The 18,274-nt window shown below is 39.0% G+C and carries 17 protein-coding genes; 15 read left to right on the top strand and 2 right to left on the bottom strand.

Annotation, left to right across the window (positions count from 1 at the left end):
* Positions 1 to 14 precede the first annotated feature (14 nt).
* From ACFSFW_RS14745 to ACFSFW_RS14685, 13 genes are all read left to right on the top strand, one after another.
* Positions 15 to 1,559 (top strand): spore germination protein, encoded by a 1,545-nt coding sequence (locus tag ACFSFW_RS14745; protein ID WP_304216244.1) that lies wholly within the window; start codon positions 15 to 17, stop codon positions 1,557 to 1,559.
* Complete coding sequence (locus ACFSFW_RS14740) at positions 1,556 to 2,656, top strand: GerAB/ArcD/ProY family transporter (protein WP_388039361.1); 1,101 nt, start codon at positions 1,556 to 1,558, stop codon at positions 2,654 to 2,656. Before ACFSFW_RS14745 ends, ACFSFW_RS14740 begins: the two co-directional genes overlap by 4 nt.
* Entirely contained in the window at positions 2,653 to 3,783 is a 1,131-nt protein-coding gene (locus tag ACFSFW_RS14735) for a Ger(x)C family spore germination protein (protein ID WP_388039359.1), read from the top strand. The genes ACFSFW_RS14740 and ACFSFW_RS14735 overlap by 4 nt, the downstream gene beginning before the upstream one ends.
* Before the next feature lie 169 nt (positions 3,784 to 3,952).
* On the top strand, positions 3,953 to 4,645 hold the full coding sequence (locus ACFSFW_RS14730) for a response regulator transcription factor (protein WP_388039357.1): 693 nt from the start codon (positions 3,953 to 3,955) through the stop codon (positions 4,643 to 4,645).
* A complete protein-coding gene (locus ACFSFW_RS14725) occupies positions 4,646 to 5,650 on the top strand; it encodes a sensor histidine kinase (RefSeq protein WP_388039355.1) in 1,005 nt (334 codons plus the stop codon).
* Between the two features lie 91 nt (positions 5,651 to 5,741).
* Positions 5,742 to 6,503, top strand: coding sequence for an ABC transporter ATP-binding protein (locus tag ACFSFW_RS14720; RefSeq protein ID WP_388039353.1), 762 nt, complete (start codon positions 5,742 to 5,744; stop codon positions 6,501 to 6,503).
* Positions 6,493 to 8,442 (top strand): ABC transporter permease, encoded by a 1,950-nt coding sequence (locus tag ACFSFW_RS14715; protein WP_388039351.1) that lies wholly within the window; start codon positions 6,493 to 6,495, stop codon positions 8,440 to 8,442. Before ACFSFW_RS14720 ends, ACFSFW_RS14715 begins: the two co-directional genes overlap by 11 nt.
* A 256-nt stretch (positions 8,443 to 8,698) precedes the next feature.
* Complete coding sequence (locus ACFSFW_RS14710; protein WP_388040322.1) at positions 8,699 to 9,610, top strand: metal ABC transporter solute-binding protein, Zn/Mn family; 912 nt, start codon at positions 8,699 to 8,701, stop codon at positions 9,608 to 9,610.
* The gene (locus tag ACFSFW_RS14705; protein ID WP_388039350.1) at positions 9,607 to 10,362 is read left to right on the top strand and encodes a metal ABC transporter ATP-binding protein; all 756 of its coding nucleotides are present in this window, start codon (positions 9,607 to 9,609) and stop codon (positions 10,360 to 10,362) included. Before ACFSFW_RS14710 ends, ACFSFW_RS14705 begins: the two co-directional genes overlap by 4 nt.
* On the top strand, positions 10,340 to 11,257 hold the full coding sequence (locus tag ACFSFW_RS14700; protein WP_388039349.1) for a metal ABC transporter permease: 918 nt from the start codon (positions 10,340 to 10,342) through the stop codon (positions 11,255 to 11,257). Before ACFSFW_RS14705 ends, ACFSFW_RS14700 begins: the two co-directional genes overlap by 23 nt.
* Positions 11,257 to 12,147 (top strand): metal ABC transporter permease, encoded by an 891-nt coding sequence (locus ACFSFW_RS14695; RefSeq protein WP_388039347.1) that lies wholly within the window; start codon positions 11,257 to 11,259, stop codon positions 12,145 to 12,147. Before ACFSFW_RS14700 ends, ACFSFW_RS14695 begins: the two co-directional genes overlap by 1 nt.
* A gap of 82 nt (positions 12,148 to 12,229) precedes the next feature.
* Entirely contained in the window at positions 12,230 to 12,367 is a 138-nt protein-coding gene (locus ACFSFW_RS14690; RefSeq protein WP_388039345.1) for a hypothetical protein, read from the top strand.
* 35 nt (positions 12,368 to 12,402) lie between these two features.
* On the top strand, positions 12,403 to 12,768 hold the full coding sequence (locus ACFSFW_RS14685) for a metal-dependent transcriptional regulator (RefSeq protein WP_388039343.1): 366 nt from the start codon (positions 12,403 to 12,405) through the stop codon (positions 12,766 to 12,768).
* A 60-nt stretch (positions 12,769 to 12,828) separates the two neighbouring features.
* Here ACFSFW_RS14685 and ACFSFW_RS14680 read toward each other — a convergent pair whose 3' ends face one another.
* Positions 12,829 to 13,587 carry a YibE/F family protein gene (locus tag ACFSFW_RS14680; protein ID WP_388039341.1) on the bottom strand — a complete coding sequence of 253 codons (759 nt, stop codon included), beginning with the start codon at positions 13,585 to 13,587 and terminating at the stop codon, positions 12,829 to 12,831.
* On the bottom strand, positions 13,584 to 14,693 hold the full coding sequence (locus ACFSFW_RS14675) for a YibE/F family protein (protein ID WP_304216620.1): 1,110 nt from the start codon (positions 14,691 to 14,693) through the stop codon (positions 13,584 to 13,586). Before ACFSFW_RS14675 ends, ACFSFW_RS14680 begins: the two co-directional genes overlap by 4 nt.
* A 201-nt stretch (positions 14,694 to 14,894) precedes the next feature.
* Between ACFSFW_RS14675 and ACFSFW_RS14670 the strand changes: the two genes are divergently transcribed.
* Positions 14,895 to 16,436, top strand: a complete 1,542-nt coding sequence (locus tag ACFSFW_RS14670; RefSeq protein WP_388039340.1) for a response regulator — start codon at positions 14,895 to 14,897, stop codon at positions 16,434 to 16,436.
* Between the two features lie 7 nt (positions 16,437 to 16,443).
* Complete coding sequence (locus ACFSFW_RS14665; protein WP_388039338.1) at positions 16,444 to 18,195, top strand: sensor histidine kinase; 1,752 nt, start codon at positions 16,444 to 16,446, stop codon at positions 18,193 to 18,195.
* Positions 18,196 to 18,274: the final 79 nt, after the last annotated feature.

Genomic DNA, 18,274 nt, shown 5'->3' with positions numbered 1-18,274 from the left:
TAGGTGGTTTTCATATGTCTTTTTTTAAAAAGTATAAGAAGGAAACGCAACAGCAATCAACAAATCCTAACGAGAATTCAGGACCTAAAGAGGAACCGATTAGCTTGCATGTAATAGATAACGTAAATGAGATACAAAGCATTTTTAGTAAAACACCGGATTTAATCGTGACTAACCTTGTGATTAAACAAACAAATGCGAAAGCTGCACTCGTCTATTTAGGTGAGCTTACTGATTCCACGGTGGTTAGTGAACATGTATTAAGACCACTATTATTCCATGTTGATGATACTCATGAGGATTCGACACCCAAGGTATCAGTCACCCAAATTAAGGAAGTGAATACATGGTCAAAAATTACGGACGAAATTTTACAGGGGAAAAGTGTCTTGTTTGTGGACGGGTCTCAAGCTGCATTCCTTTTAGATACCGGTAAATGGCCGGAACGATCCATTGAAGATACTCCGATTGAGTCTTCTATTTATGCTGAACATATCGGGTTTACTGAATCTGGTAGTACAAATATTGCACTCATCCGAAAGCATGTTAAAAATCAACGTTTAAAAATAAATGAATACAACATGGGTGAAAGAGGGAAAACCAAGGTCTCCCTTTTATACTTAGACGATGTTGCCAATCCGGATTTGATAAAGGAACTTGAAGCCCGCCTTCAAAAGGTCAAAGTTGATAGTATTTCTAATTGCATCGTTTTAGAAGAATACATAGAGGATAATCCCTATTCGCCATTCCCGCAATTTCTTATAACAGAGCGTACTGATTTTGCTGCTTTGGAAATTTTAGCCGGAAGAATTGTGATAGTGGTAGATGGAGCACCGAATGTTTTAGTTGCACCATCAACCTTTTTTTCCTTTTTTAAGAGCATGGATGATTATACGTCACGTTGGTTGGTCGCCTCCTTTATTCGACTGTTAAGGTATGTTGGTTTTTTTACGGCAATCTTTTTACCAGCGACCTATATTGCGGTCATTGCGTTTCATTTTGAGGTGATTCCCTTAAAATTGCTCTTGTCTATCGGTGTGTCGAGGGAACGAGTACCATTTCCACCGTTCATTGAAGCTCTAATTATGGAAATAGCCCTGGAGATGTTACGTGAGGCAGGAATTCGGCTCCCAGCCAAAATTGGCCAAACCATAGGAATCGTCGGCGGTATTGTCATTGGGCAGGCTGCCGTACAGGCCGGAATCGTTAGTAATATTATGGTCATTGTTGTTGCCATAACAGCAGTTGCCTCTTTTATCATTCCAAACTATCAAATGGGAGCCTCCGTCAGGCTTATCCGATTTCCAATGATGATTATTGCATCCTTATTTGGATTTGTTGGATTAAGTGTAGGGTTAATGACATTAATCGTCCATTTAATTGAGCTAAAATCACTTGGTGTCTCCTATGCTAGTCCGGTTTCACCATTACGAATTCAAGATTGGAAGGATTTGTTTATACGTTTCCCACAATGGTCAATCATCAAACGCCCGGTTAGTTCTTTGGGCACTCAATTAAGAAGGGCAGATTCTAGCCGTCCAAAGGGTGACAAAAAATGATGAATGTTCAAGGTAAACAAATCTCAATCGTCCAGTATATCTTATTAATTCATGGTGTTCAAATAGGCGTTGGCGTCCTTACCTTACCTAGAGATTTAGCAGAAAAGGCAGGGACTGATGGATGGATTGGCATAATCATTGGGTGGTTCATTGCTACAATTACTAGTTTAGTTATTATTCAAATTATGAAAAAACACCCGAATGGAACGATTCTTGACCTGTTGACACATTACTTTGGTAAGTGGGTAGGTAAAGTGGCCGGGGTGATCCTCGCTTTATATTTTGGTTTATTAGCCCTGTACTCATTTATTACAGAGGCGATGTTTATCCAAGCTTGGGTTTTACCGAGAATTTCTATCTTCTTACTGATGATCTTATTATCTATCCCAACGTATTTATTGGTCCGTAACAATATTCAAATTATAGCGAGATACTCAGTGGTTATTTTTTATATGACGATTTGGATAATTGTCTTATATTCATATTCGATTAAGGATGGCCAAGTGCTAAATCTTCTTCCTCTTTTAAAGGAAGGCTGGCATCCCGTCATGAACACTGTAAAAATCACCATTGTTACATATGTTGGATTTGATATCGCTTTTTACCTTTATCCCTTTTTACAAAAGAAGGAAATGGCCTCAATTGGAGTTGTGATTGCGAATACAATAACCATGATTGCCTATTTAATTATTACCATTGTGGCATTTGTTATTTTTAGTCCTGATGAAATTGCAAAATTTAATGAACCAACCATTACAGTCTTGAAGGTTATTGAATTTACCTTTATCGAACGATTAGAGATTGTCGTGTTCGCATTTTATATATTTGTGATGTCTACAAAAGTCCTTCCACTTTTGTTCGTATCTGTGTTTAGTACAAGCTGGATATTTGGAAAAAAGGAACACTCAAAACCGTTATTTTGGTTCCTGATCATTAGTGTCATTTATGTTTTTTTGTTTCCACCTTCCGTACATATGAATTTGATTTGGAGTAAGGAATTACACAGACTAAGTTATCTCTTTTCGTTTGCTTTCCCTATTTGTTTATGGGGTTATGTCCTCATACATGGCCTAATCAAGAGGAGGAGCTTGAAATGAAACGTTGTTTTCGTACTCTTTTGTTTCTTCCACTTTTAATAATGCTTACAAGCTGTGGATACCAAGTTCCATTAGAGGATACGACGATTGTCTTCGTCCTTGGGATTGATCTTGATGAGGACAATAATCTTATTTTTTATGAGTCAAGCCCTGTATTTAGTAAGGAAGCAAAGGCGCAAACAGATATTTACGAAACAAAGGCTGAAACAATACGAGATTCTAGAAAGTTTTTTGACGCGGTGACAGGTGGTGAGGTATCAGGTGCCAAAATCCAGATTCTTTTGCTAGGAAAACGGGTAGTGGAACATGAGGACTGGTTTCCTATATTGGATACCATGTACCGGAACAGTAATTTTTCGATTAATACAAGAGTGGTCGTTGTAGACGGTCAAGTATCCGATGTCATTAAATATGAACCAGAAAGCAATGCATTTCTTGCGATGTACTTGAAGAATGTTATTGATAAAAACCATAAACGAACAAGAACGGAAAAAGGAACGCTCCAACAACTTCATACTGAATTTTTTGACAAGGGAGTGACACCGGCTTTAGCCAATGTGAAGAAGGGGAAAAAGGTTGAAATAATAGGAACCGCGTTACTAAATGATCGTGGGAAATATGTGGATTTTCTTGATTTATCGGAATCCACGTTATACCTTTTCTTAAAGCATAATCGGAAACATCAAATTAGTTATACGACCATTACGATTCCGACTGAAAGAGAAGAGGGGATATTTCATAAAAATGATTTGAGTTTTGAAGTGAAAACGGTGAAGTCAAAAGTTAAAACATCGCATGACAAGGACAGGTTTAAGTTCGATGTGAAAGTCTCGATGTCCATCGTTATTCTCGAAAGTCTATTATCAGTAGATATGCAAACTCATGAAAAGGAAATCAAGAAAAAAATTGAGGAGCGGTTGAAAACGGGATATGAGGAATTGTTTAAAAAAATTCAAGGGCATAAAGTCGACCCATTTGGATTTGGAATCTACGCAAGAGCCTATCAGTACGATGACTTTAAAAAGGTAGAGGATAACTGGGGTGAAGCACTAGCAGAAGCGGATATCAATGTTTCTGTTGAAGTAGATATCAAGGGTATGGGTACTGTCAATGAAACGAGTAAATAAACAAACTTTCGAGTTCCGTCGGGACAACTTTATAGAAGCCTGAATCCATCATCGGTTCAGGCTTCTTGTGGTAGTTTATGGTATTATTAGAGTAGAGTATGAGGGAGTGTTTCCCATAAAATGGTGGGACGCGGGACCTGTCCCTTTGTCCCAGATAGATGGTGGTCGTGTGTTTAAGATTTTGTTGATTGAAGATGATGTGACGTTGTTTAATGAGATTCGGGAGCGGTTGTTGCAGTGGTCGTATGATGTGTACGGAATCGGTGATTTCAGCAATGTGATGAAAGAGTTTACGAGAATTCAGCCCGACCTGGTCATTATCGATATTCAGCTGCCGAAATTTGATGGTTTTCATTGGTGTCGGATGATTCGGACACATTCGAAGGTCCCGATTATTTTTCTGTCGTCGAGAGACCACCCGACGGATATGGTCATGTCGATGCAGCTTGGTGCGGATGATTTTGTGCAGAAGCCGTTTCATTTTGATGTGCTCATTGCGAAAATTCAGGCCGTCCTTAGACGAGTCTACAACTACAGCCTTGAACAGCAAATACATTTAAAAATTTGGAATGGGGCATCTGTTGATTATGTGAAAAACACCGTGCAAAAAGGCACTGAAGCCATTGAATTAACAAAAAATGAAATGTTTATCTTGAAAATCCTGATCGAGAATGTGAACCAAATCGTTAGCCGTGAGGAGCTCATCAAAAGCCTGTGGGATGATGAACGATTTGTAAGTGACAATACCCTGACAGTAAACGTCAATCGATTACGAAAGCGCCTTGATGAAATCGGCCTAGGGCAATATATTGAGACAAAAGTTGGTCAAGGGTATATGGCTAGGGAAGAGGATGGCGTTTAAATGATCAAGAAATTTCTCGTCGAAAGGCGCAGTTGGATTCTATTATTCTGTTTTCTTCAAGTGTTAATCCTGCTCATTGGGTATCTTGATTCATCCCTGTCATTTCGCTCTGTTCTCTATATTGTGTTTGTCTTTTTCGTCGTGTTTATTTTATTTCTCGTCATTCGGTACAATCGGGAAGCTTCGTTTTATAAAAATATTGAAGAATGGGACCCAGCTGTAGGTGTTGAGAGTCTCCAGGAAAGTAATGCACCTTTTGAAAAAATGGTAGAAACGGCTCTTAACCAGCATCATCATTTTTATAAAAACGAAATAAGTCGTTATGCAACGAGTGTTGAACAGGAAAAAGATGAATTATTATCCTGGATTCACGAAGTAAAAACGCCACTGACAACGATGAAATTAATGATTGAAAGAGTCGAGGACCACACGTTAAAGGAGCAGCTCATGTCAGAATGGCTTCGGGTTCACTTGCTACTTGATCTGCAGTTGCACGGACGACGAATCCCTTTCATGGAAAACGACCTGTACATCGAAATGGTTGATTTGAAAGGGTTACTCATTCATGAAATTCAGTCATTAAAATCATGGTGTTTTCAAAAGGGGATTGGCTTTGATATATCGCTAGAGGCTTCAGAGGTGGCTTCTGACGGAAAGTGGCTTCAATTTATCTTGCGGCAACTCCTAACCAATGCGGTAAAATATAGTGAAAATGCCGATATCGAAATCCACAGCTATCAAAAAAATGACCAAGTCGTCTTAGAAATCAAAGATTACGGGCGTGGCATGAAGGAGAAAGACCTTCCACGCATTTTTGAAAAAGGCTTCACGTCTACAACCGACCATCGGGATCATGCAGCAACTGGTATGGGTCTCTACCTCACAAAAAATGCAGCAAAGCCGTTAAAAATTAGGATAGATGTCCATTCTATATATGGAGAGGGAACAACTTTCACATTAACTTTTCCTAGAAAAAATGACTTTCTCAAACTTACAAGCATGTGACAAGAATGTCACATGCTTTCATGTTTTGTTCGATGATTCGAAGGAAAAAGAGCTCATTCCCGTCTATGCTAGAGGTAAGGAGTTGATACAATTGAACATTTTAGAAGCTAATAAAATTGTAAAAACATACGGAAACAAGTGGAACCGCCAAGAGGTTCTAAAGGGAATTGATATCGAGGTAAAAAAGGGTGAGTTCGTTGGAATCATGGGCCCTTCAGGCTCTGGTAAAACAACATTACTTAATGTACTTTCATCCATTGACCGCGTGAGTTCAGGGTCGATTCGCGTGGAAGGCAAGGAATTCACGAGTATGAAGGACAAACAACTTGCTGAATTTCGAAAACAGCATCTCGGGTTTATTTTTCAGGAATATCATCTATTAGATACATTAACGGTCAAAGAAAATATTATGTTACCACTCACAGTTAATAAGATTTCGCCCAAGGCTGCACAAATCATGTTTGAGGATGTGGCAAAGGAATTAGGTATTTTTGCGGTGAAGGATAAATATCCGAACGAAATTTCAGGTGGTCAGAAGCAGCGGGCTTCAGCAGCACGTGCATTCGTACATGAACCGAGTATTATCTTTGCGGATGAACCAACGGGTGCACTTGATTCCAAGTCGGCTTCAGATTTACTCAACAAACTAAGTGATTTAAATGAAAAGCGGGAAGCAACCATTGTGATGGTCACCCATGACCCACAAGCAGCAAGCTACTGCAGCCGGGTTATTTTTATCAGAGATGGGCAAATCTTTACGAAACTAAATCGAGGCGAGGAGAACAGACAGGACTTCTTTAACGATATCATTAAGACCCAGGCTGTGTTAGGTGGGGTGCAGCATGAGCTTTAAAAGCCTCATCTTCCGAAATCTAGTAAAAAACATCAAAAACTACTATTTATATGTGTTTGCACTCGTTTTTAGTGTTGCGCTGTATTTTGCCTTTGTGACGTTGCAGTATGACCCAGCGATGGATGAAGCGGCAGGGTCTGTTAAGGGTGCTGCTGCGATAAAAGCAGCGTCTGTCATGCTAATCGCAATCGTCATGGTTTTCCTTGTTTATGCCAATACGTTGTTTATTAAACGTCGTGGCAAGGAAATCGGGTTGTTCCAATTAGTCGGTATTTCAAAAGGAAAGACATTTTGGATTTTAAGTGTCGAAAACATGATTCTGTATTTCGGATCAATGATGATCGGGATTTTCCTTGGCTTTGTTTCCTCGAAACTCGTAATGATGATTCTATTAAAAATCATTGGGATTAATGAGGTTGCCGAGCTCCGATTTTCACCTGAGGCTCTTGTTCAAACGGTGCTAGTGTTTGCTGCTATTTATGTGGTAATAATGGCGATAAATGCATTGTTTATTAAAAGACAGCAAATTTTATCACTATTTAATACGAGTTCAACAACAGAAGACAAGAGACGTAAGGTTTCCGTACTTGAAGTAGTAATTGGTGTACTAGGTCTTGGGCTCATCATCTTTGGCTATTATTTATCAACTAAGCTATTCGATGGACAGTTTACGACGATGGAAGCATTGTTTATGGCTATGATAGCCATCTTAGGCTCTGTGATTATTGGAACGTACTTCTTTTACAAAGGATCAATTCGGTTTGTTTTTAATCTAATACGGAAAAAGAATAACGGGTATCTGACGGTGAATAAAGTATTGTCACTGTCGTCAATTATGTTTCGGATGAAGTCTAATTCGATTTTACTCACAGTTATTACAACTGTTTCGGCCTTATCTCTAGGGTTGTTGTCACTCACGTATATTTCGTATTATTCTGCAGAAAAATCAGCGGCAGAATCTGTCGTTTACGACTTTTCGATTCCAAATGAAGAGCGTGCTAGCCAATTTATCGAAGCTTTGGATAAAAATCAAATTGGCTACAATAAAACAGAAGTTGAATTTTTACATGTGATTTCAGACCAAACAAAGATACTCGAAATTAGTCTTGAGCAGCCGTCAGGTTCGGATAGTATCGATCAAATGCCGTTGGTTATTGTTTCGGATGATTCAGTAGAGGATCTTGATGTCGCTGAAAATGAATCGATATTTGTCAATAATAACTCTGCTCTCCAGTCATTTATGACTTTTAATAAAGGGAAATTTACCGTGAAAGGTAAAACCACATCGATTGATTTAGAGTTTTTAGGATTTGAAGAAAAAAATGTACTTCCATTACGCTTAACAAATGGCGGGTTACCGGTCGCGGTTGTGGATGATACAGTTTATCAGCAATTAGCTTCTGATGCTGACCCAGAAATAGCCGATGAATTTACCATATCAATTGGGATTGATATCGATGAAAGAGATGACCTGCAAAAGGCAAACGATATTTTTCATGAATTAGATATAGCAAAATGGGCGGCGCATGAATCACAATTAGATGCCTTTACCGACCAAAAAAGAAATATGGGCATGATGATGTTTATCGTCGGATTTCTTGGATTGGTATTCTTAGTTACCTCAGGATGTATCCTCTATTTCAAACAGATGGATGAAGGCGAAGAGGAAAAAGGAAGCTACACGATTTTGCGTAAACTAGGTTTTACAAGAACGGACCTGTTAAATGGTATCAAAATCAAACAACTATTTAACTTCGGAATACCATTAGTGGTCGGACTATCTCACAGTTATTTTGCTGTGAAATCAGGATGGTTCTGGTTCGGCACTGAACTCTGGACTCCCATGATTATCGTTATGGTCCTATACACCCTGCTCTACTCTATCTTTGGTATCCTATCTGTGATGTACTATAAAAAATTGATCAAAGAAGCACTTTAACGCCTGGCCGACTTCCTAATTGTGGGAAGTCGGCTTTTTATGTCCCGCCCTTTTTTTATTTTTCAAAAAATTCTTCTTGACAGGATAGGTTGTATTGAGTTAATTTTTCCTTAAGGAAACTTTTTGTCTGTTAGGAAACTATAAATTTTTTTACCCAAAAAGTTTCCCTGATGCAACATTTCTTCATTAATGCAAGGAGGCGTAAAAATTGAAGAGAGCAAAAACAATCATCCGACTTTTTATCTTAGGAGTATGTATGACGCTTGTACTTATAGGGTGCAGCACGACAACCAGTGAGCTAAATAACGAGGATTCCACGAAAGAAACAATTCAAGTAGTCACAACGATTGCACAAATAGGGGAACCCATGCAAATCATTGGTGGTAATCGGGTGGAAGTTACAAGTCTTATGGGGCCTGGAGTTGATCCGCATTTGTATCAAGCTACCCAAGGAGATATCACGACCCTACAAAATGCAGATATCATTTTTTACAATGGATTACATCTTGAAGGAAATTTAGGAGAAATCTTTGACAAGTTGAATGAAACGAAACCGGTTTTTGCAATCGGGGACTCTATTGACGAGAGTCGATTGCTAAAGGACGAAGAGGGTGCAATTGACCCACATATTTGGTTTGACTTAGAGATCTGGGAGGATGCGTTAGAAAGTGCGACAGAAAATTTAAAAGAATTTTCACCTCGTGATGCCAGCTATTTTGAGGAAAACAAACAAGATTATTTTTCTAAAATTGATGAGCTAAAGGCAGAGGCAATCGAGAAAATGGCGAGTATTCCAGTAGAACAACGTATCCTTGTCACGGCACATGATGCATTTGGCTATTTTGGTCGCATGTATGATATTGAAGTGGTTGGTTTGCAGGGCTTAAGTACGGAGGATGAAGTCGGAATATCTGATATTCAATCGACAGTTGATCTATTACACGAAAAAAAGGTTCCGTCTGTCTTTGTTGAAAGTAGTATCAACCAAAACTCAATCAAGGCAGTTATTGAGGGTGCGGCTAAAAAGGGGATGGACGTTAGCTTAGGTGGAGAACTCTTCTCTGACGCAATGGGGCAAGCAGGAACGGAAGAAGGCACCTATTTAGGAATGTATCGTCACAATGTCAAAACGGTTTACGATGGGTTAACAAGGAGTGTTGATGAATGAGTGTACTTACAGTGGATGGGCTTAGTGCCGCATATCGTAAAAATACAGTGCTTCAAGATGTTTCATTTACAATCAAGCAAGGGTCACTAACAAGCATCGTTGGTCCAAATGGAGCGGGGAAATCAACCCTTATTAAAGTTTTACTTGAACTTCACCCACGTTTAACAGGTACAACTTCTTTTTTTGGAACCACTTTAAAAAAGGAAAAGGCACGAGTTGGGTACGTACCGCAAAGAGGTTCAGTAGATTGGGATTTTCCTACGGATGCATTGGATGTTGTGATGATGGGGATGTACGGACAAATCGGATGGGTAAAGTGGCCTAACAAACATCATCGTGAAAAAGCCCTTGATGCCTTGGATAAAGTGGGGATGGCTGATTACGCACATCGACAAATCAGTGAATTGTCGGGTGGACAGCAGCAACGGGTCTTCTTAGCAAGGGCTTTGATCCAAGATGCAGATTTGTATTTTATGGATGAACCGCTTGCTGGTGTTGATGCAGCTACAGAAAGAGCGATTATGACAATTTTAAGAGAATTGAAAAATGAGGGTAGAACTGTACTTGTTGTCCATCATGACCTTCAGACGGTAGAAGATTACTTTGATCAAGTCTTATTTTTAAACCGTTCTGTGATCGCACACGGTGATGTTGCTTCAACCTTCTCAACGGAAAATATAGAAAGAACCTATGGTGGAACCATTCGCTGGTTGAAGGAGGGCGTTGGCGTTGTCAATTCTACTCTCAAGTAACTTTCAATGGGTCTTGTTTAGTACATTGCTCCTTGGGGTAGCTGCAGGATTGGTTGGTTGTTTAGCTTATTGGAAAAAGCAAAGTCTGATGAGTGATGCACTTTCACATGCTGCACTTCCTGGAGTAGTTTTGGTCTTTCTTATTTTTCAAGTGAAAGACTTGTTTGTTTTAATGATTGGAGCCTCTATTAGTGCGCTCCTTGGGGCATTCTGTATCATGTTGATAAAATCAACAACTCGTATCACCGAGGACACAGCAATGGGGATGATTTTAGCTGTATTTTTTGGCGGAGGAATTGTTCTGTTGACACTGGTAAACAAGACGAGTACAGGAAATCAGGCTGGTTTAAACAATTTTATCTTCGGGCAAGCCGCCTCGATGGTCTCTTCAGATGTAATGACTATGTCAATTTTAGCAATCGCTGTGATTTTTATAGTTGTCATTGGCTTTAAGGAATGGAAACTGTTTCTGTTTGACCCGAACTTTGCAAAGGGTCTAAATCTATCCATAAAAGGGATGAACATCATCTATTTATTAATACTTGTCCTCACGGTTGTCGTAGGAATTCAAGCAGTTGGCGTCATACTTATGTCAGCTCTACTAATCATCCCACCTGTCAGTGCGCGATATTGGACGCACTCATTCAAAACCATGATGTGGTTATCAGGAATCTTCGGAGGGGTTTCAGGTGCTGTTGGAACAACAATTAGCGCTTTAGGAGTTGGATTACCAACGGGGCCATTCATTGTCGTGACGTCTGGTTCTATCTTTCTAGTATCCTTATTTTTAGGATATAAAAAGGGATTGATCGTTGAATCTATGATGCTACGAAACAAACGGAAAGAAGTCCAAGAACAGTTGGTTCCACAATCTATTGTAAAGGAGGGAAATTAATGACGTACACAGCATGGATCCTTCTAACAGCTTCTCTAGTGGGGATTTCTTGTGGAATCGTTGGGGTATTTCTCATCCTTCGAAAAATGGCGATGATGGCAGATGCGATTAGTCACACTGTATTACTAGGAATTGTGGTTGCCTATTTACTTACACATAGCTTAAGTGGTTATCACATGGTCATTGGTGCAGCGGTTGCTGGTATCTTAACCACGTTTTTAGTACAGTGGTTCCATTCAAAAGGCGTGGGGCAGGATGCATCTATCGGTGTCGTCTTCACAACACTTTTTGCAATTGGAGTGATCTTGATCGCGACGAAGGTTGGAAATGCGCATCTGGATGTGCAGCACGCCTTAATGGGAGAAATCTCATTTGTCCCTTGGAATACTGTTCATGTACCTGTGCTTGGAGAGATCCCTCTCGCAACATTTATGTTACTTGTTGTCCTATTTGTGGTTATATTGGTGATCGGACTCTTTTATAAGGAATGGAAGCTTACAACCTTTGACCCATCACTTGCAGCCAGTATTGGCATTCCGGTACTTGGGATGCATTACCTGTTTATGACACTTGTTTCAGTTACGACCGTCGCTTCCTTTGATGCCGTCGGTGCTATCATGGTAGTCGCCATGCTGATCACCCCAGCTGCATCCGCCTATCTTTGGACTGACAAACTATTAGTCATGATTGGTCTAAGTGCCTCCTTCGGGGTGATGTCCGCAATAATGGGATACTATTTTGCACTCTGGATTGATACGTCCATTTCCGGTTCCATGGCATTTGCAACAGGTGTGATCTTTCTCATCAGCTTCATCTGTTCCCCTAGACACGGGATTCTCTCTAAAACGGCTGGGGCAGAGGTCCATCGTCCCAGTTTACCTCGTGATTAAAGGGTTGCGTTGGCAGGTTTATCTAGTAAAAAAATGGGTGGGACAAGGGACCTGTCCCCGTGTCCCAAAAAGGAGGGTGAGAATGATGCAAAGAAGTCCAAGAATTTATTCGAAGCTTGTAAAGTACTCTATTATTCTTAGAGCTTTAGGTGTAATTGATACGGACGCCTTTAACCAAATTACAGGCAATGTCTCTCATGATAAAGATGATAACTTTTGAAAAAATCGATTTGATTCAAGGTGGTGTAAGAATAGATGCTTTCAGCTAAGCAAGAAAAGTATCTTGTGGAGATCTATTGGAGTTTAAATGAGGAAGGTTTTGCGCGTGTTTCTCAAATAGCGAAGTCATTGAATGTTTCCGTTCCTTCTGCGTCAAAAATGTCGAAAAAGTTGAAGGAGGAGGGACTGATTGATTTTCAACGATATGGGATTATTATCCTCACAGAAAATGGAGAAATGCTCGCTAAACAATTGGCAGTAAACCATGAAGTCCTCTCCCGGTTCTTTCAACTAATTGAAGTGAAAGAAGAGAACATTAAAGAAGAAGTGAAAAAAATAGAGCCGTATATTAGTAGTTACGTCATCCAAAAATTAGACACCTTCCTAACAAAGAGGAATTAGGGACAGAGCGACAGGGCCTCTGTCCCAGTTGGTACGAGGGACCTGTCCCTGTGACCCGCCTTAGTTCGCTTTTTTTACGAAAAAGTATGCCGTAATCCATGCGGTAATGGGTATAACTAGAGTTACACTGATTCCGGCAATTAGAATCGTCACCATTTCGGCGCTAAATATCTTTGAGTTTACGATTTCACCGATTGAATAATGTAAATCCTTAAACCAAATTAATAGGGCAAGGTAGCCTCCAAAGAAGGCGAAGAATAACGTATTCGTACTCGTTCCAAGGATGTCCCTTCCTATATTTAGCCCAGAAGCGAATAACTCTCTTCGGCTAAGATTCGGATTATGGTAATAAATTTCACGCATCGGCGATGAAATTGCAATTGCTGCATCTGTAATGGCGCCAATGGTACTCATAATGATGACGGAAGCCCCAATTTTCACAAAATCGACTCCTATATAAAGTGAGAACATCCCAAGCTCTTCGATTTCTTCCTCGCCAAACCCTTGAATCATTGTTTTATTGGTGAGCGCGATAATAAACAACAGCAGTATGACCGTTGTGATGATCGTAGAAATAAAGGCTGTTTTTGTTTTACTATTTACTTCATTAATATAAAAAAGATTAATACCACTTATCGCAACACATGCTATCAGGGTTAAATAAATCGGATTTAGATTCGGGTCATTCATAAAAATGACCGTAATCATGAGCACACCAAAATTGAAGAACAACGCCAAAAATGAACGTACCCCTTTTTTTCCACCGATAAGGGCCATTAAAATAAATAAAATGGCGGCAAGTAAGAATAAAGCATTCATGATCTCGCCCTCTTTCTACTTATGAAAAATATCGTCGTGTACAACCCAATTGGAATCGCTAGTACAATTCCAATCCCACCAGCTAGTGCACGAGCTAGTTCCAGCGAAAGATTCATGTTCAGAGTAAATCCGAATGGAGATGCATTTTTAAAATATAGAATCAATAATGGGATCGAACCACTTATGTATGCAAAAAACAATATATTCGTCATCGTTCCCATGATATCTCTACCAATTTCCAACCCAGACTTCACAAGTGCTTTGACGGAAATATTGTTATTTTTTTCATACAAACTAAAGATTGAAGAAGACATGGTAATGGCTACATCCATAACAGCCCCTAGGGAACCGATAAATAACCCAGCCATAAACACCGTTTTATAGGGCCGAGTAATAAATTGCAGTTCTTCATATCGGAGGCCTTCACCGGCAGTGAACCATATTGCGAGATACGCAACGGCTAAAGAAACAAAAGTGCCAAGTAGGGTTGCGATAATGGCGCTATATGTTTTTTCATTAAATCCATTGACGAGTAACAGGGATATGACTGTAAAGAAAATAATACCGATACTGCATATCATTAATAGACTTCGGTCGGGTTTGTCCAAATAAAGGTCCAAGGCATACGATAAAATGAGTGCATTGATTACCAAGCTAAAAATAGACAACAGACCTTGCTTTTTCCCGACCAATAGTAAAATAAAGATAAAAATCCAAGCAACGATCAGTAAATATTTATCACGTTTAACCTCAAGGATTGTGCCAGTTAAATCTGTATCCCCTTCGTTATCCCCATCGATCGTAACAAACAATTCATTCCCAACACGAAATTCGTAATCATACGCTTTTGAGGAAGAGTATTCATTTTCAAGATGAATCAGGCTTCCTTTTTCTTCGCCATTTTTTATTTCCCCAATGATATGCTGGGTGAACAAAGTATCTTTGTTCTCAAGTCCATCCACTATTTCCGTCTCATCTTCCAAACTTACTTCAATCACTTTAACGATCGGCCGCTCATAAAAAGCATAATTGTTATAGACAAACACGATGCTAGCTAGAAAACAAAGGAGAAGGATAATGTAAAACAACTTCTGTTGTAACGTCATCTTTTTATATAAATGGATGATTGAATTCAAATAAGACCCTCCGAGACCATAATATGGAATATAGTATAGCATAGGGGCCGTGTGACTGTCCCGGTATGGACGTGGGCTAATACCAGCGACTGTTGAAGACCAATTCTTTTTCGACAACTCGTTATGATGTGTATAATAGGTATAAAAAATTGCAAATAGGGTGAACAACAAATGGCAACGAAGGAATTGTGTAAAATTGTGATTGTGGATGATGAAGTCTTAATTAGACAGGGGATCAAACATTATGTCAATTGGGAGCAGGAAGGCTTTCAAATTGTGGGGGAAGCCTCGAATGGAAAGGAAGCGCTTGAAATCATTGAACAAACGCAGCCCCAAATCGTCATTACCGATATTGTCATGCCGATCATGGACGGAGAAGAATTGACAAGAATCGTGAAGTCAAAATATCCAGAGATTGAAATCATCGTCTTAAGTAGTTTCGGAGAGTTTGATTATGTTCGGTCTAGCTTTCAAAGTGGAGTTGTTGATTATATATTAAAGCCCAAGCTGGATGCTCATTCACTATTAAGCGTGCTAACTAAAGCAGTAAGCAGAATACCCTCCGCAAATTCTATTGAGTCAAAACAGCAGGATTACATTTCAATCAATCATGTCATTGATAAGATCATGTCAGGGTATGAAACAGACTACGATGCCGAACTGATAGCTAGGGTGTTTCCCTTTGACAGTTTCTATCTATTAGGGGTTGTTTTTAGTGGGAACCTTCCAGGAGTTGAACGCAGCCAACTTCAGGATCGTATCACCGGACAATTCCAATCTTTTGTAGACCAAGGAATCTATCACACGATTCCCTTTAATAAAGATGAAACCGTCATTCTTCTAAATGTAAAAAAAGACCACGCTCAAAGGGTCATCGATTTTGCAAACATGATGGCGGAAAGCCAACAGGATTCAGGCTTTGTTCTAAGTGAGCTGTTCGCTGACTTTTCACAGATTGGACTTATTTATCGTGATAAGGTTTCAAAATTAATGCAATATCGATTTTATTTTCCCGACATCCCTCTTTTACGGGCACAAGATTTACAAAGAGATATACCTAACATTGAACCCTTTAAAATAGAGTGGTTCACAAATGAATGTAAGCAAGATCGTTTCCAAGAAGCTTTTAGCTATTTGCAGGATTATGTAACTTCATTTTCTACAATCTATACAACAGATGTATTTGAGTTTAAATCATTCTTCGAACATATCATCTTTCACATGACCGTTCTTTTTGGTAATACGGAGTACGATTTCACGGAAATAGAGAATGCCAAGTATGACTACTTCAGGTCGATTAATGAAGCTCAATCGTCTACTGAAACAGTCGATATTCTAATGACTTTTATTGAACAAGTAAACAAATGCTTACAATCGGAGAAGAATCAACCTACTAATTTGAATATGAAAAAGCTCCTGCAATATATTGAAGACCATTATGCGGAACCACTAAGCCTTGCTGGTGTAGCCGAGCATTTCCATTTTAATCCTTCGTATTTATCTAGCTATTTTTCTACTCATAATAAAGAAGGGTTTATAGAGTATTTGAATAAGGTTCGAATTGAAAAAGCTTCACAGCTCCTACTAAAGGATACGGCACCCATTTCAGAAATTAGTGGGATGGTTGGTTACTCGGACCATAGTTATTTCTGTAAAGTGTTTAAAAAGGTACACGGAATGTCACCTAGTAAATTTAGACGAAAAAAGAGATGAGATGTACATGAGAATTTTACGTAATCGATTTAGACATAATAGCCTGTTTTATAAAATGTTTCTTCTTACCATCGTGATTATAGTTACGGTATCCTCTTTGATATCCTGGACCACTTTACGCATGTCAGAGAAGTTTTTTGTCGAGCGGTTTAGTTTTAACAATAGCAAGGTGATGGATCAGATCAAGGAGAGCTTAGGTACTTTTCATTATTCGATTGTAATCGCTTCGAATAACCTTTTGCAAAACGGAACGGTTAAGAGTTTTCTCACAGGTAATCACTCTAATCGTATGTTGGGCAGCTATTATTATCAAGTAAACTCACAATTGGAAACGATAAAATCCAGTGTTGAAGCTTATAATGTAAGCATTTTGATCCATGGTATAAATGGTGTTAATTATGCAACGGATCGACCTACATGGGCCTCATCGGATGAAGAGTTGCAGAATCACTTCATCACGACAGCTACACTAAAACAACCTAAAAAACTGCTTTATCATCTTGAGCAACAAAAGGATGACCGATACATTATTGCATCAAAAGCATTTATGGAACGAACATCAAACTATATTTATGGATCCATGTACTTTACGATTCTAGAAGAAGATTTTCGAAAGTTTTATAGTAGCTACACGAGCTTAGGAAATGATGTGCTAGTGATGGATAAGAAGGGGACCATTTTATCGAGTAATCGGGAGGAGTTCATTGGAAAAAAAGAAGTAGAGCTCCTTGACTATGCCATTCAATTAGAGGATCAACAAAAGAATTACATGGATACAGAATTTAAGGGCAAGGATCATATTATTATGACTGAATATAGCCCTACCCTAAATTTGTATTTGGTCAATTTAATTGATAAACAAACAGCATTTAAGGATATCATTGATAAAAAATCAATTGTCATGATCAGCGTCCTTTTTATGATTCTGGCGATTATCATTGTGTTTTTTGCCTCAAGAAGGCTGACAAATTCATTGTCAAATCTCGTGAAGCAAATTGAAAATACCCCTAAAAATGACTTTGATCATTATATACCGGTAACGGGTACGTACGAAACACGACAAATTGGTCAAGCCTTCAATTCAATGCTTGATGAGCTTCATGAGTATGTAGACAAGCTTGTACTGAGCCAAAAACAGAAGCGGAATGCAGAATTAGCAGCACTCCAGCAACAAATCAATCCACATTTTTTATATAATACGTTAACTTCAATCAAGTTCATGGTGCAGCAAGGTGGAAAAGAAGAGGCAACCGAAACAGTCAATGCGCTAATCTCTCTCCTCCAAAATACCATTGGCAATATTAGTGAAACGATCACTGTGGATCAAGAAATCGATAATTTAAAAAGCTATGTCTTCATTAATCAGAAACGATATGGTGAGCGAATTCGAGTGAATTATTTTATCGGACCGGAGTGTAACAATGTCCAAATTCCGAAACTCATTTTACAACCATTTATTGAAAATTCCTTTTTCCATGGCTTCAATAAAAAGAGTGGTGGGACAATAAATGTTCTCGTTTGGAAAGAAGAAGATACCCTCATTAGTGAGATCCTTGATAATGGTGACGGAATGAAAGTGTCTACCGATCACAAACTTCCGGATACGAAGCGCAAACAACAGATGTTCAGTGGCATCGGTGTTCGAAATGTCAACGAACGCATCCAGCTATTATATGGGGAAGACTATGGTGTGACGATCTCAAGTACTATCGGAGAAGGGACAAAGGTTCGTATCACCCTTCCAATACAAGAAAGCTAAAAAAATTCATAAAACCTAAAGATAATACAAGTCAAGAAATGGAAGCGTAATCAACATACAAAAATATCACAAATTTACA

This window comes from Ferdinandcohnia salidurans (assembly GCF_042680725.1).
GTDB lineage: Bacteria > Bacillota > Bacilli > Bacillales > Bacillaceae_L > Ferdinandcohnia > Ferdinandcohnia salidurans.
This window is presented reverse-complemented; position numbering and strand designations above follow the sequence as displayed.

What these genes read in the sequence shown, in the direction of transcription:
- ACFSFW_RS14715 (WP_388039351.1), top strand. Translation starts at nt 6,493, where the DNA reads ATGAGCTTTAAAAGCCTCATCTTCCGAAATCTAGTAAAAAACATCAAA.
- ACFSFW_RS14725 (WP_388039355.1), top strand. Translation starts at nt 4,646, where the DNA reads ATGATCAAGAAATTTCTCGTCGAAAGGCGCAGTTGGATTCTATTATTC.
- ACFSFW_RS14705 (WP_388039350.1), top strand. Translation starts at nt 9,607, where the DNA reads ATGAGTGTACTTACAGTGGATGGGCTTAGTGCCGCATATCGTAAAAAT.
- ACFSFW_RS14745 (WP_304216244.1), top strand. Translation starts at nt 15, where the DNA reads ATGTCTTTTTTTAAAAAGTATAAGAAGGAAACGCAACAGCAATCAACA.
- ACFSFW_RS14670 (WP_388039340.1), top strand. Translation starts at nt 14,895, where the DNA reads ATGGCAACGAAGGAATTGTGTAAAATTGTGATTGTGGATGATGAAGTC.
- ACFSFW_RS14740 (WP_388039361.1), top strand. Translation starts at nt 1,556, where the DNA reads ATGATGAATGTTCAAGGTAAACAAATCTCAATCGTCCAGTATATCTTA.
- ACFSFW_RS14680 (WP_388039341.1), bottom strand. Translation starts at nt 13,587, where the DNA reads ATGAATGCTTTATTCTTACTTGCCGCCATTTTATTTATTTTAATGGCC.
- ACFSFW_RS14675 (WP_304216620.1), bottom strand. Translation starts at nt 14,693, where the DNA reads ATGACGTTACAACAGAAGTTGTTTTACATTATCCTTCTCCTTTGTTTT.
- ACFSFW_RS14695 (WP_388039347.1), top strand. Translation starts at nt 11,257, where the DNA reads ATGACGTACACAGCATGGATCCTTCTAACAGCTTCTCTAGTGGGGATT.
- ACFSFW_RS14690 (WP_388039345.1), top strand. Translation starts at nt 12,230, where the DNA reads ATGATGCAAAGAAGTCCAAGAATTTATTCGAAGCTTGTAAAGTACTCT.
- ACFSFW_RS14665 (WP_388039338.1), top strand. Translation starts at nt 16,444, where the DNA reads ATGAGAATTTTACGTAATCGATTTAGACATAATAGCCTGTTTTATAAA.
- ACFSFW_RS14735 (WP_388039359.1), top strand. Translation starts at nt 2,653, where the DNA reads ATGAAACGTTGTTTTCGTACTCTTTTGTTTCTTCCACTTTTAATAATG.
- ACFSFW_RS14710 (WP_388040322.1), top strand. Translation starts at nt 8,699, where the DNA reads ATGACGCTTGTACTTATAGGGTGCAGCACGACAACCAGTGAGCTAAAT.
- ACFSFW_RS14685 (WP_388039343.1), top strand. Translation starts at nt 12,403, where the DNA reads ATGCTTTCAGCTAAGCAAGAAAAGTATCTTGTGGAGATCTATTGGAGT.